Below are 13,104 nucleotides of genomic sequence, written 5' to 3' on the forward strand. Positions count from 1 at the left end.
CATTAGGCAGCGTTTCCCTAGCATGCCTTCGCCCCTCACGACCACCTCACATGAGCCTGCTTGCCTACCCCCATGCCCATTGAAGCAATCCGAGAACTGGCGGCCGACGACATGCAGGCCGTCGACCAGTGCATCCGTGAGCGCCTCAGCTCGCCGGTGGTGCTGATCAACCAACTCGGACACTACATCATCCATTCGGGCGGCAAGCGCCTGCGGCCGCTGCTGGCCACCCTGTCAGCGCGGGCCTGCCATGTGCAGGGCCAGGACCCGGTGACACTGGCGGCGGTGGTGGAGTTCATCCATACCGCGACCCTGCTGCACGACGACGTCGTGGATGCCTCGGAGCTGCGCCGCGGCAACGAGACCGCCAACCACATCTTCGGCAACGAGGCCGCCGTCCTGGTCGGTGACTTCCTCTACTCGCGCGCGTTCGAGATGATGGTCGAGGTCGGCTCCATGCGGGTCATGGAGATCCTCTCCCACGCGACCAACGTGATCGCCGAGGGCGAGGTGATGCAGCTGATGAACTGCCACGACGCCGACGTTGACGAACAGCGCTACATGCACGTGATCCAGTCGAAGACCGCCAAGCTGTTCGAGGCCGCCTGCCAGCTGGGCGCCATTCTGGGCGAACGCCCGGAACACGACGAGCAGGCGCTGGCCCGCTACGGCATGCACCTGGGCACCGCCTTCCAGCTGATCGACGACGTCCTGGACTACTCCTCCGATGACGAGGTGACCGGCAAGCGCATGGGCGACGACCTCGCCGAGGGCAAGCCCACGCTGCCGCTGATCCATGCGCTGCGCGTGGGCTCCCCCGAGCAGCAGGCCGTCGTGCGCCGGGCGATCGAAGAAGGCGGCCGCGATCAGGTCGACGCCGTGCTGCAGGCCGTACACGGAACCGACGGCCTGGCCTACACCCGCTCTCGCGCCGAGGCCGAAACCGACGCCGCCATCGAGGCAATCTCCACGTTGCCCGATTCGCCCCAGCGTCAGGCCCTGATCGATCTCGCCCGTTTCGCCGTCGGGCGCAACCACTGACGCGGCGCGACCCACGCCGCATGGCGGGTCGACCGTTACCGATAGGATTTTCAGCGCCTGGGGCATGGACACGCCCCGGGAGGCTCGGCATAATAGCGGGCTCGGTTCGGAGTGTAGCTCAGCTTGGTAGAGCACTGCCTTCGGGAGGCAGGGGTCGAAGGTTCGAATCCTTTCACTCCGACCAACCTTCTTCTTGACCCTGGTCTTCCGGCCTGTGGCCCGATTCAAGCGGCCCATCCGGAAGCGGCCAGATCCCGATCACGTTCAGGCCCTGCGGACACGTCCATGACCGCCAATACCCCGGCCGTTCGCGGCACCCTCTATATCGTTTCCGCGCCCTCGGGTGCCGGCAAGACCAGCCTGGTCGCCGCCCTGCTTGAATCGGTGACGGCGGTGGAGGTCTCGGTTTCGCATACCACACGGACGCCGCGCGCCAGCGAGGTCGACGGACAGCACTACCACTTCGTCAGCGCCGAGACCTTCCTCGGGATGATCGAGGACGGCCAGCTGCTGGAACACGCCAAGGTGTTCGACAACTTCTACGGCACCGCGCTCGCCAGTGTCGACGAACGCCTGGACGCCGGGGTGGACGTGATCCTGGAGATCGACTGGCAGGGTGCGCGCCAGGTGCGCGCCGCCGTGCCGGATGCGCATTCCATCTTCATCCTGCCGCCCTCGCGCGACGAGCTGGAACGCCGCCTGCGCGGCCGCGGGCAGGACGAGGAAGACGTGATCCAGCGCCGTCTGCGGGATGCCGAATCCGACTGCACGCATTTCCGCGAGTACGACTACACCGTGGTCAATGCCGACTTCGACCAGGCCGTGCGCGATCTGGCCTGTATCTTCCGCGCCAACCGCCTGCGCACCGTGGAACAGGAGATCCGATCCGCATCCACGATCGGGAATCTGTTGGCGGGCGCGCATGGGTCGGCGTAACATGCAAGTTTCAAGAATTTACTGACCGGAGTATCCGATGGCACGCGTCACCGTCGAGGACTGCCTCGAAAATGTCGAAAACCGTTTCCAGCTGGTGCTGATGGCTGCCCGCCGGGCCCGCCACATTGCCCACGGGAAGGAAGCCCGCGTACCCGAGGACAACGACAAGCCCACGGTAATCGCCCTGCGCGAAATCGCCGCCGGCGTGGTCGGTATCGAGGTGTTCGACGAACACGACGAACGGCCCCAGAACCAGATGCTGGACTTCAGCACCATCCGTCATCTGGAACAGCTGGAAGCCGACGAGCGCTAGGAGATTTTCTGAATGGCCGCTGGGCAGCCAGCTTCGCCCGGGGCCCCCTCCTCGGTACCAGGCGACTCGACCCGATTCCTGATCAGCGATTTATGTTCCGAACTCGAGGCCTACCTCGAGCCGGAAGAGGTCGAGGAGGTCTATCGCGCCTATCTCCTGGGCGCGGAGTCGCACGAGGGCCAGACCCGCAAGACCGGGGAGCCCTACATCTATCACCCGCTCGCCGTGGCTCGCACCATGGCCGAAATGCGGATGGACCACCAGGCGATCAGCGCCGCCATCCTGCATGACGTGATGGAGGACACCGCCACCAGCAAGGACCGTATCCGCGCCGAGTTCGGCGAGGAGGTCGCAGAGCTGGTGGACGGCGTGTCCAAGCTGACCCACCTGCAGTTCCAGTCGAAGGCCGAGGCGCAGGCGGAAAACTTCCGCAAGATGATGCTGGCGATCACCCGCGACATCCGGGTGATTCTGATCAAGCTGGCCGACCGCCTGCACAACATGCGCACCCTCGGTGTGATGCGCCCGGACAAGCGCCGCCGCATCGCCAAGGAAACCCTCGAGATCTATGCCCCGATCGCGCAGCGCCTGGGCATGAATGCCATGCGCCGCGAGCTGGAGGAACTCGGTTTCTCGGCCAAGCACCCCTGGCGCGCCGCGGTACTGGAACGCGCAGTACACCGGGCCGGCGGCAACCGCCGCGAGCCAATGAAGAACATCGAACAGGCGATCTGCTCGCGCATGGAGGCTTCCGGGATCATCGGGCGCATCTCCGGGCGCGAGAAGAGCCTGTACAGCATCTACCGCAAGATGCGCGACAAGCACCACTCGTTCGAAGACGTGTTCGATGTCTTCGCCATCCGCATCATCGTCGACGACGTGGACACCTGCTACCGCTCGCTGGGCGTGGTGCACAACCTCTACAAGCCGGTTCCGGGACGCTTCAAGGACTACATCGCGATCCCCAAGTCCAACGGCTACCAGTCGCTGCACACCATCCTGTTCGGTCCGCAGGGCGCCCCGATCGAGGTGCAAGTCCGCTCCACCGAGATGGATCGCGTGGCCGAGAGCGGGATCGCCGCACACTGGCAGTACAAGGCCGGCAGCGAATCCAGCCGCACGGCCCAGAGCCGGGCACGCGAATGGCTGAAGGATGTCCTCGAGATCCAGAACAGCGTCGGCAACTCCATCGAGTTCCTGGAGAACGTCAAGGTCGACCTGTTCCCCGACGAGGTCTACACCTTCACCCCCGAGGGCGACATCCTCGTGCTCCCGCGCGACGCCACCCCGATCGACTTCGCCTACGCCGTGCACTCGGACGTCGGCAACCGCTGCGTGGCCGCCAAGATCGATCGCCAACTCGCCCCGCTGTCGGTACGCCTGCAAAGCGGCCAGACGGTGGAGATCGTCACCTCGCCCGGCGCCCGCCCCAACCCGGCCTGGCTGTCCTTCGTGGTCACCGGCAAGGCGCGCACCGGCATCCGCCACTGCCTCAAGTCCATGCAGTCCGAGGAGGCCCGCACCCTCGGCGAGCGCATGCTGGAAAAGGCGCTGGAATCCATGGATACCAGCCTGCCCCGCATCTCGCCGGCCCGCCTGGACCAGATGCTGGACGCGATGCAGCTGGAAGACCTGGACGCGCTGCTGATCGATATCGGCCTGGGTAATCGCATGGCCTCGCTGGTGGCCCGCCAGATGGTCGGCAAGGAAAGCCCCGACCCGACCGCCACAGAGCCCGCCACTACGACCACGCTCGCGGTCAACGGCACCGAAGGGCTGGTGCTGAATTACGCCCGTTGCTGCCACCCGATCCCGGGCGACCCGATCATTGGCCAGTTGAGCGCCGGGCGCGGCCTGGTGGTCCACCGCGAGAACTGCCGCAACGTCCTGCACGAGAGCCGCGACCGGTCCGACCGCACCATCGCGCTGGAGTGGTCGCATGAGCCCCAGCTGCAATTCACCGCCGCCGTACGCACCCGCACCGCCAACCGCCGCGGGGCGCTGGCCGACATGGCCGCGGTCATCGCGGATCACGGCTCCAACATCGAGCACATCTCGTTCAACGAGCAGGACGGCCACTCCACCGCGATGACCTTCCTGCTGACCGTACGTGACCGCCAGCACCTGGCCCAGATCATGCGCGGCCTGCGGCGGCTGTCCGATGTCCTGCGCATCTCGCGCCAGCGCGGCTGACACGCAACGTCCCCGCTGTGATCCGCCACCCGGCGGGCGGGCTTCTTGCAGGCGCCCCGTGCGCAACGGAAGATCGAGGCATGATCGCCGACATCCTCAACGAAACACTGAGCGTCGCGCTCACCGCGGCGCCCTGGTTGTTGCTGGGCCTGCTGGCCGCCGGCGCGGTCAAGGCCCTGATCCCGGAGGCCGCCCTGCAGCGCTGGCTCGGCGGCGCCGGCCTGGCGGCCACGGCGCGTGCCGCCGTCGTCGGTGCACCGTTGCCGCTTTGTTCCTGCGGGGCCATCCCCACCGCCCTGGCCCTGCATCGCGGCGGCGCCGGTCGCGGGCCCACCACCGCCTTCCTGATCGGAACGCCGGGTGTCGGCGTGGACTCGCTTGCCATCAGCTACGCCCTGCTGGGCCCGGTAATGGCTATGGCCCGCGCCCTTGGCGCCATCGTCACGGCCATCACCACGGGGTTACTGGTGGGCCGCACGCGCGCCGCGACGGACCCCCCGGAGGCAACCGGGGCCGAACCCGACACCTGCGGCGGATGTTGCGGGACCGACACGGGCTGCGCCACGCCCGAAGCCCCGGAACGCCTCTCCGCGCGGCTCCGTAGCGGACTGCACTACGCCTTCCACGACGTCCTCGACGATATCCGCCTGTGGCTGGTGATCGGCCTGCTGGTCGCCGGCACCCTGCTCGCCCTGGTCCCACCGGCCACCCTGGCCGCCTGGGGTTCGGGCCTGGCGGCGATGCTGGTAATGGCCGTCATCGGCATCCCGATGTACCTGTGCGCGACCGCCGCCACGCCCATCGCCGTGGGTCTGATCGCGGCCGGCGTCTCGCCCGGCACCGTGCTGGTGTTCCTGCTGGCCGCGCCGATCACCAGCCTGGCGACGCTGGGCGTATTCCGCCGCGAACTCGGTACCCCGGCGCTGGTGCTGTATCTGGCCGGCATCGGCGTCACCACCATCGCGCTGGGTCTGGCCCTGGACGCCGGACTGGCCCGTACCGGGGTCGACGTCGCCACCCAGATGGGCGCCGCCGGCGAGCTGCTGCCCGCCTGGCTCGAGTGGAGCGCCCTGATCATCCTGATCGTCATGGCCACACCGGTCCTGCGCCGGTGGCTAGACCGCCTGATCCCTCACCCACACCCGCGGAGCGCGTGAATGTCCAATCGTTCCATCGGACTCGATGAACCGCTGTACCACTACCTCCTGGAGCACTCGCTGCGCGAGCCCGACGTGCTGGCGCAGCTGCGCGCCGAAACGGCCAGCCTGCCCGAGGCGAACATGCAGATCGCCCCGGAGCAGGGACAGTTCATGGCGCTGCTGGCGAAGCTCATGGGCGCACAGCGCTATCTGGAGATCGGCACCTTCACCGGCTACAGCGCGCTGGCCATCGCCCTCGTCCTGCCGGAGGACGGCGAGGTCGTCACCCTGGACAACAGCGCGGACTGGACCGCCACGGCCCGGCGCTACTGGGAGCGCGCCGGGGTCGCCGGACGCATCCGGCTCGAGCTGGGCGAGGCGCGCAACACGCTGCAGGCGCTGGAGGCCGCCGGCGAGACCGGTCGCTTCGATCTGGCCTTCATCGATGCCGACAAGACCGGCTATCCCGACTATTTCGAACACTGCCTGCGCCTGGTACGCCCCGGCGGCCTCATCCTGACCGACAACACCCTGTGGCACGGAACCGTCGCCGACCCGGACGACCAGCGCGACGACACCCGCGCGATCCGCGCCTTCAATGACGCCCTGCATCACGACGAACGCATCGACCTCTCGCTGGTCCCCATCGGCGACGGCCTGACCCTGGCCCGCCGCCGCTGAAGCAGAGGCTGCCCTGGATTCACCACAAAGCCTCCGGAACGCATGGAGAAGGACCAGGTCAAGGGCGAATCCTCCACGAAGCCTTACCGGCAAAGGCCGCTGTCGCCTAGGCCACGGCGGCAGATGGCACGGCGCTCCACTGACTGCACCACCCAGCCCGCCTCGACCTCGTCCAGCTCCAGGCGGAATTCGTAGGCACTGACGGCATCGTCGCGTAACCCGGTCAGGCGGACCTCGGCGCGCTCCGGACGCGGCTGGTCGATCTCCAGCCCGGCGTAGTCAACCGCCAGTCCAGAATGCCAGGGGCTGACCGCCAGCCACGCCATCACCGCGGCACCGGGCATCACCGTGGGCGCCTGCGAAGGCACCACCTGCGCCTCGAAGGCGGTAGGCGCCGGCTCCCAGCCGTCCGGCGCAGTGCCCGCTTTCGGGGCCGAAGCGGACGTGGCACAGCCCGCCAGCAGTACCGTCAGACACCCCCATGCAACCCGCCATCCCCATCGCATCCCGTGGTTCCTCTCGCAAAAATTTCCCTGCGCACGAACATACCGGACCGTCAAACGTCCTACCATGGAAGAAAGACCAGATCAGTCCGCCGCCCTGCGCGGACCGGGAGGAAGACACCATGAAACTGCTCAAGCTGCGCTACATCCTGATGACGAGCCTGTGCGCCCTGTTGCTGGCCGCAAGCCCGCTCCACTCCGACGAGCATGCGTCCGCCGCAGAGGACGACACCACCGCCAGCGAGATGGAAGAACTGCGCGAATCCTGGGCCGAGACCCGCGAGGAGATCCAGGAAGAAAGCACCGAGGCCGGTGAGGCCACCCGCTCGCGCACCCGCGAGACCCTGGACGCGATGGACCGCGAACTCGGCCGCCTGGGCGACAACCTCCGCGAGGGCTGGGATGACCTGAGCGACGCGACTCGCGAGCGCCGCGAACGCGCCTACGACGGACTGGTCGAGGAACGTGACCGCCTGGCCGAATGGTCGGGCGAGATGCGCGAGCGCTCCTCCGGCGCCTGGGGCGGTATTCGCGACGGGGCAAAGGACGCCTGGGGCGGCGTGCGCGACGGCTCGCGCAAGGCCTGGGGCTCGGTGCGTGACGCCTTCCGCGGCGGCGACGAACCAGCCGGGAATGCGGGCGATCCGGACGTTCAGGACTGATGCGGCGACACCCATCGCTCACCCCCTGGATCGGCAGCGTGGCACTGATCCTCGCGTCCGCCAGCCTGACCGGTTGCGACGGGTTCGGCGGCGCGTCCGGGACCCCCGACCACCTCGAGCGCACCACGGATCCGGAGGTCCTCCAGCGCGGTGAGCGCCTCTACCAGGAACACTGCATCGCCTGCCACGGGGCGCAGCGCGAGGGCGCCGAGGACTGGCGCCAGCGCAACCTGGACGGCACCCTGCCGCCGCCCCCGCTGGATGGCAGCGCCCATACCTGGCACCACCCCTACTGGCAACTGAAGGACATGATCCGTTTTGGCGCCGAGGCGCGTGGCGGCGCCATGCCAAGCTTCGAGGACACGCTCTCGGAAGCGGATGTCGAGACGATCATCGCCTGGCTGCAGTCGCACTGGCCGGACGAGATCTTCGAGGCCTGGACACGCTACGACCGCAACCACCCCACCCAGGCCGACTGGGAAGAGGCCATGGGCGAACCCTGGGTGACCCACCCCGACGGCTAACCCGACGCCGAGCCATACGCACACCGCCGCAGCCCCGATACAATGCACACGGAATGCATCGGCCTGTGCCGGCGTCATTTGAATGGAACGCTGCGCGGTCACCGCATGGCAGGGAATGCAGTAAAACTAAGGACGGCCGGGAGGGGCCCATGCATGACGCCAAACAGCGCGCGTGTCACAGCGAGCACCGGGGGTGCGCGTGAATCGACGCGCCAACGACTTCGCGGCGGTTAGTGAACAAGCCCGTCTGCAAGGCCTGGTCGAGCAGGAACGCCAGGCAAGGCGCCGCGCCGAGACCCTGGCCGAGACCCGGCTGCAGGACGTCTACGCCAAGCAGAAACAGATCGAGCTGCTCAACACCATTGCCTCGACGGCCAACCAGTCGGACTCCATCGCGCATGTTCTGCGCTCGGCCCTCGCGGCCATCGGGCAGTACCTCGACTGGCCGGTGGGGCATGCCTATCTGGCCCGACACGACGAAAACAGCGACTACAGAGAGCTGAACCCCACCGGCATCTGGCACCTCGCCGCCGCCGAGCCGTTCACCGAGTTCCGCGAGAACACCGACAACACGCCCTTTGCCAGTGGCCACGGGCTACCCGGCCGGGTACTGACGAACGGCGAACCGGCATGGATCGAGAACCTGGCCGCGGACGACAATTTCCCGCGGGCACCGCAGGCCGCCGCCAGCGGCCTGCGGTCCGGATTCGCCTTCCCGGTCATGGTCGGCCAGGAGGTCGCCTGCGTCCTCGAGTTCTTTGCCACAGAACCCACCACCACCGACCCCGACCTGCTGTGGCTGATGTGGCAGATCGGCGTGCAACTGGGCCGCGTGATCGAGCGCAACCGCCACGAAGAACACCTGCTCCACAACGCCTCCCATGACCAGCTGACCGGGCTCCCCAACCGCCGCCTGTTCCACGACCGCCTGGCCCATGCCATTGCCCGCGCCACCCGCGAACCCTTCAACCTGTTCGCCGTGCTGTTCGTGGATATCGACCGCTTCAAGGTCGTCAACGACAGCCTCGGGCACCCGGCCGGCGACGAACTGCTGGTGCGGGTTGGGCGGCGCCTGCTGAACGCCCTGCGCCGGAACGATACCGTCTCGCGGCCCAAGGGGGACGAGGCCAACCGCCCGGACGACACCCTCGCGCGCCTGGGCGGCGACGAATTCACCATCCTGCTGGAGGGCCTGCATGAGCCGGTGGACGCCCTGCGCGTGGCCGAACGCCTGCAGGCCGTGCTGCACGAGCCGTTCACCATCGCCGGACAGGACATCTACGTCACCGTCAGTATCGGCATTGCCACCCGCCCCTACGGCCAGAGCTGCCCCGCCCGCGAGACCCACGCGGCGGACGACCCCGCGCGCCCGGCCACGCCGGACGACCTGATGCGCGAGGCAGACATGGCGATGTACCGCGCGAAGTCACTGGGCAAGGCCCGCTGCGAGTTCTGCGACCCCGGCATGCAGACCCAGGCGCTGCAAAGTCTGGCCCTCGAGACCGACCTGCGCCATGCGGTGGAGCGCGGCGACTTCATCGTCCACTTCCAGCCCATCGTGTCACTCGGCGAGGACTGCATCACCGGCTTCGAGGGCCTGGTGCGCTGGCAGCGCAACGGCGAGCTGGTCGCGCCGGACGACTTCATTCCCATCGCCGAAGACACCGGGCAAATCCACCTGATCGACATGCAGGTGCTCTACACGGCCTGCTGTCAGCTGGTGCAATGGGGTATCGACTACCCGGAGATGCCGCTGACCATCAGCACCAACCTCTCCGCCCGGCAGCTCACGCGCCCGGGACTGGTCGACGAGGTGCAGACCATTCTTGCCGGCACCGGGGTGTCGGCCTCCCAGGTGCGCCTGGAGATCACCGAGACTGCGACGCTCGGCAATCTCGACGAGCTGATCGAGACCCTGCACCGGCTCAAGGCCCTGGGCATCAGCCTGGCAATGGACGACTTTGGCACCGGCTACTCGTCACTCAGCTACCTGCACCGGCTACCGCTGGACATCCTCAAGATCGATCGCAGCTTCGTCTCCGGGCTGGACCACGACGAATACAGCCAGCGCCTGGTTCAGACCGTAATCCACATGGCCCGCAACCTGGGTCTGGAGGCCGTGGCCGAGGGCGTCGAAAGCCATACCCACGCCGCGACGCTGCGCGCCCTCGGCTGCACCCTGGCCCAGGGCTACTACTATTCCCCACCGGTGGACGCCGCCAGCGCCACGGCCCTGCTTTCCGGCGATGCCCTGGTGGGCTGTCGGTAGAACGACCGACGGCTGCATGGACTCGGAAAAGCATGGGGGTGCGTGTCACACGGCCTGCGGTGCCACCCCACGCCGGCGCGCGATCACTTGACGCACCACCAGCTTTTCCAGCTCCACGATCACGAACACCGCCAGCCCGAAAGCCAGGATGCGCGCCCAGTCGTCCGCACCGATGGCGGTGGTCCCGAACAGCGTGTGCATCAGCGGGACATAGGTAAACGCCAGCTGCAGCACCACCAGCACCCCGATCGCCAGCCACATCGCGCGCGAGCGGAACAGCTCCCCGCCCGGTAGCACCGGCTGGTGGATCAGCCGCAGATTCAGCAGATAGAACGCCTGTCCGGCCACCAGGGTGTTGATCGCCACCGTGCGCGCGACCTCGTCGGCGACCCCGGCAAGACTCTCCATGTAGACGAAGTGCCCGAAGGTGCCGGCCCACAGCAGCAAGGCAACGAACGGGATGCGCCACAGCAGGAAGCCGGACAGCAACGGGGCATTCGGCGCGCGGGGCGGGCGCTGCATCACCCCCGGCTCGGCGCGCTCGAAGGCCAGCGCCATCGCCAGCGTGACCGAGGTCACCATGTTGACCCACAGCACCTGCACCGGGGTCAGTGGCAGGGCCAGGCCCATCAGGATGGCCATCATGATGGTCAGCGACTGCCCGGCGTTGGTCGGCAGCATGTGCAGGATGGCCTTGCGGATGTTGTCGTAGACCGTGCGGCCCTCCTCGACCGCATGGGCGATGGACGCGAAGTTGTCGTCCGCCAGCACCATCTCCGAGGCCTCCTTGGCCGCTTCGGTACCCTTCCCGCCCATGGCCACGCCCACATCCGCGCGCTTCAGCGCCGGGGCGTCGTTCACCCCATCGCCGGTCATGGCGACGATCCGTCCGCCCGTCTGCAGCGCCTTCACCAGACGCAGCTTGTGCTCCGGCGAGGTCCGCGCAAAGACATCCGTGCGCTCCGCGATCTCCGCCAGCGCGGCATCGTCCAGCGCATCCAGCTCGTGACCGGCGCGCGCCTCGGCCTCCCGCCCCAGGCCCAGCTGCTCACCGATCGCCCACGCAGTGGCCAGGTGGTCCCCGGTGATCATCTTCACGTCGATCCCCGCCGCGCGACAGTCAGCCACCGCGCGGATGGCCTCCTCGCGCGGCGGGTCGATGATGCCCACCAGCGCCAGCAGGGTGAAGCCACCGGCCTCGACATCGTCAAAGCGCAGCTCGCCACCATCCGCTTCGGCCTCGCGCACCGCGACCGCCAGCAGCCGCTGGCCGCGGGCCGCCACCGCCTCCATCGCCGCGTGCCAGTGATCCGGATCCAGCGCCTCGCGGGTCTCGCCATCCACCTGCTGCTCGCTGCAAAGCTCCAGCACGCGCTCGGGCGCGCCCTTCAGGAAGATCCACGCATGCCCCTCGTGGTCGTGGTGCAGGGTGGCCATGTAGCGATGATCCGACTCGAAGGGGATCACATCGGTGCGCGGCAACCGTTCGCCCTCCAGGTGCAGGTCGAGCCCGGCCTTGCGCGCCAGGGTAATCAGCGCGCCCTCGGTCGGGTCACCCTCCATCACCCAGTCGCCGTCCTTCTCGTAAACCCGGGCGTCGTTGCACAGCAGACCCGCCCGCAGCACCTGGTTCAAGAGCGGGTCGTCATCCGGGTCGATGTCCCGCTCGTCCTCGGAGAACTGACCCTGCGGCGCGTAACCCACGCCACTGACGAGGATCTCGCGGGTGGCCGTACGCAGCGTCTGGGCGGTCATCTCGTTGCGCGTGAGCGTGCCGGTCTTGTCGGAACAAATCGTGGAGACCGAACCCAGGGTCTCCACCGCCGGCAGGCGGCGGATAATGGCATTGCACCGCGCCATCTTCTGCACCCCGATGGCCAGGGCAATGGTCATGATCGCCGGCAATCCCTCGGGGATGGTGGACACCGCCAGGCTGGCCGCAGCCAGAAACATCTCGTCCAGCGGATAGCTGCGCACCCAGTAGCCGAAGGCAAAGGTGGCCAGCGCAAGCACCACGATCACCGCGGCCAGCCAGTGGCCGAACTGCTCCATCTGGCGCACCAGCGGCGTCTCCAGCCCCTCGACTTCGCCGAGCATGGTGGAGATACGCCCGATCTCGGTGTGCTCGCCGGACGCCACCACTACGCCCATACCGCGGCCAAAGGCGACCAGCGTGCCGGAGAAGGCCATCCCGCGGCGATCCCCCAGGTCCGCCTCCGGCTCTACCGCGGCGGTGTCCTTCTCCACCGCCACCGACTCGCCCGTCAGCGCGGCCTCTTCCAGGCGCAGATTCTTGGTCTCGAACAGGCGCAGGTCCGCGGGTACCCGGTCCCCGGCCTGCAGGTACACGATGTCCCCCGGGACCAACTGCTCCGCGGGGATCTCGCGCCGCTCGCCGCCGCGCGCCACCAGCGCGCGCGGGGAGAGCATGCGGCGGATGGCATCCAGGGCCTTCTCCGCCTTGCCCTCCTGGACGAACCCGATCAGCGTGTTGATCAGGACCACGGCCAGGATCACACCGGTATCCACCCAGTGACCCAGCAGCGCCGTCCCCAGCGCGGCTACCAGCAGGATGTAGATCAGGACATTGTGGAAATGGCGCAGGAAGCGCCGGAGAACACCCGCCCGTTCGGGCGGACGCAACTGATTGGGGCCGTAGTGCGCCAGGCGCTCCTCGGCCTGTTCTGCCGTCAGCCCCTCGCGCGAGGTCCCCCAGTGTTCGAACGCGGCATCCGCGTTCTGGCTGTGCCATGCCGGGACATCGCGATCCGCACGGGGGGACTGGGGGTCGGAAACTTCGGCCATGGGCAACCCATTCGCGTGTCAGCGTTGCCCTATCGTCC

The 13,104-nt window shown here is 67.9% G+C and carries 11 protein-coding genes and 1 tRNA gene; 10 read left to right on the forward strand and 2 right to left on the reverse strand.

Annotated elements, in window-relative coordinates; all coding sequences use genetic code 11:
- The first annotated feature begins 72 nt into the window (after positions 1 to 72).
- The 7 genes from ispB to F792_RS0100820 all read left to right on the forward strand — a co-directional run bounded on the left by ispB (position 73) and on the right by F792_RS0100820 (position 6,303).
- Positions 73 to 1,041, forward strand: a complete 969-nt coding sequence (ispB, locus tag F792_RS0100790) for an octaprenyl diphosphate synthase (RefSeq protein ID WP_018167977.1) — start codon at positions 73 to 75, stop codon at positions 1,039 to 1,041.
- A gap of 107 nt (positions 1,042 to 1,148) precedes the next feature.
- Positions 1,149 to 1,225: transfer RNA gene (locus tag F792_RS0100795), tRNA-Pro, on the forward strand.
- Between the two features lie 101 nt (positions 1,226 to 1,326).
- Positions 1,327 to 1,977, forward strand: a complete 651-nt coding sequence (gene gmk / locus F792_RS0100800; RefSeq protein ID WP_018146304.1) for a guanylate kinase — start codon at positions 1,327 to 1,329, stop codon at positions 1,975 to 1,977.
- A 37-nt stretch (positions 1,978 to 2,014) separates the two neighbouring features.
- On the forward strand, positions 2,015 to 2,290 hold the full coding sequence (rpoZ, locus tag F792_RS0100805; RefSeq protein WP_018146305.1) for a DNA-directed RNA polymerase subunit omega: 276 nt from the start codon (positions 2,015 to 2,017) through the stop codon (positions 2,288 to 2,290).
- Positions 2,291 to 2,302: 12 nt separating this feature from the next.
- The gene (spoT, locus tag F792_RS0100810) at positions 2,303 to 4,483 is read left to right on the forward strand and encodes a bifunctional GTP diphosphokinase/guanosine-3',5'-bis pyrophosphate 3'-pyrophosphohydrolase (RefSeq protein ID WP_018167978.1); all 2,181 of its coding nucleotides are present in this window, start codon (positions 2,303 to 2,305) and stop codon (positions 4,481 to 4,483) included.
- Between the two features lie 80 nt (positions 4,484 to 4,563).
- On the forward strand, positions 4,564 to 5,640 hold the full coding sequence (locus F792_RS0100815; RefSeq protein ID WP_018167979.1) for an SO_0444 family Cu/Zn efflux transporter: 1,077 nt from the start codon (positions 4,564 to 4,566) through the stop codon (positions 5,638 to 5,640).
- Positions 5,641 to 6,303 carry an O-methyltransferase gene (locus F792_RS0100820; protein WP_018167980.1) on the forward strand — a complete coding sequence of 221 codons (663 nt, stop codon included), beginning with the start codon at positions 5,641 to 5,643 and terminating at the stop codon, positions 6,301 to 6,303.
- An 83-nt stretch (positions 6,304 to 6,386) separates the two neighbouring features.
- Here F792_RS0100820 and F792_RS15065 read toward each other — a convergent pair whose 3' ends face one another.
- Positions 6,387 to 6,809 (reverse strand): hypothetical protein, encoded by a 423-nt coding sequence (locus F792_RS15065; protein ID WP_369772407.1) that lies wholly within the window; start codon positions 6,807 to 6,809, stop codon positions 6,387 to 6,389.
- Positions 6,810 to 6,928: 119 nt separating this feature from the next.
- On the opposite strand from F792_RS15065, the gene F792_RS0100830 reads away from it, so the two are divergent.
- The 3 genes from F792_RS0100830 to F792_RS0100840 all read left to right on the forward strand — a co-directional run bounded on the left by F792_RS0100830 (position 6,929) and on the right by F792_RS0100840 (position 10,261).
- Entirely contained in the window at positions 6,929 to 7,468 is a 540-nt protein-coding gene (locus tag F792_RS0100830; RefSeq protein ID WP_018167982.1) for a hypothetical protein, read from the forward strand.
- The gene (locus F792_RS0100835; protein WP_018167983.1) at positions 7,468 to 7,992 is read left to right on the forward strand and encodes a c-type cytochrome; all 525 of its coding nucleotides are present in this window, start codon (positions 7,468 to 7,470) and stop codon (positions 7,990 to 7,992) included. Before F792_RS0100830 ends, F792_RS0100835 begins: the two co-directional genes overlap by 1 nt.
- Positions 7,993 to 8,185: 193 nt before the next feature.
- Entirely contained in the window at positions 8,186 to 10,261 is a 2,076-nt protein-coding gene (locus F792_RS0100840; protein WP_018167984.1) for a bifunctional diguanylate cyclase/phosphodiesterase, read from the forward strand.
- A gap of 45 nt (positions 10,262 to 10,306) precedes the next feature.
- On the opposite strand, the gene F792_RS0100845 is transcribed toward F792_RS0100840, so the two are convergent.
- Positions 10,307 to 13,066 (reverse strand): cation-transporting P-type ATPase, encoded by a 2,760-nt coding sequence (locus F792_RS0100845; protein WP_018167985.1) that lies wholly within the window; start codon positions 13,064 to 13,066, stop codon positions 10,307 to 10,309.
- Between the last annotated feature and the right edge of the window lie 38 nt (positions 13,067 to 13,104).

The sequence above is a fragment of the Thioalkalivibrio sp. ALMg9 genome (assembly GCF_000380625.1).
Lineage (GTDB): Bacteria > Pseudomonadota > Gammaproteobacteria > Ectothiorhodospirales > Ectothiorhodospiraceae > Thioalkalivibrio > Thioalkalivibrio versutus.

Excerpts from the sequence above, each read along its gene's own strand:
- ispB (WP_018167977.1), top strand. The coding sequence starts at position 73 with ATGCCCATTGAAGCAATCCGAGAACTGGCGGCCGACGACATGCAGGCC.
- gmk (WP_018146304.1), top strand. The coding sequence starts at position 1,327 with ATGACCGCCAATACCCCGGCCGTTCGCGGCACCCTCTATATCGTTTCC.
- rpoZ (WP_018146305.1), top strand. The coding sequence starts at position 2,015 with ATGGCACGCGTCACCGTCGAGGACTGCCTCGAAAATGTCGAAAACCGT.
- spoT (WP_018167978.1), top strand. The coding sequence starts at position 2,303 with ATGGCCGCTGGGCAGCCAGCTTCGCCCGGGGCCCCCTCCTCGGTACCA.
- F792_RS0100815 (WP_018167979.1), top strand. The coding sequence starts at position 4,564 with ATGATCGCCGACATCCTCAACGAAACACTGAGCGTCGCGCTCACCGCG.
- F792_RS0100820 (WP_018167980.1), top strand. The coding sequence starts at position 5,641 with ATGTCCAATCGTTCCATCGGACTCGATGAACCGCTGTACCACTACCTC.
- F792_RS15065 (WP_369772407.1), bottom strand. The coding sequence starts at position 6,809 with ATGCGATGGGGATGGCGGGTTGCATGGGGGTGTCTGACGGTACTGCTG.
- F792_RS0100830 (WP_018167982.1), top strand. The coding sequence starts at position 6,929 with ATGAAACTGCTCAAGCTGCGCTACATCCTGATGACGAGCCTGTGCGCC.
- F792_RS0100835 (WP_018167983.1), top strand. The coding sequence starts at position 7,468 with ATGCGGCGACACCCATCGCTCACCCCCTGGATCGGCAGCGTGGCACTG.
- F792_RS0100845 (WP_018167985.1), bottom strand. The coding sequence starts at position 13,066 with ATGGCCGAAGTTTCCGACCCCCAGTCCCCCCGTGCGGATCGCGATGTC.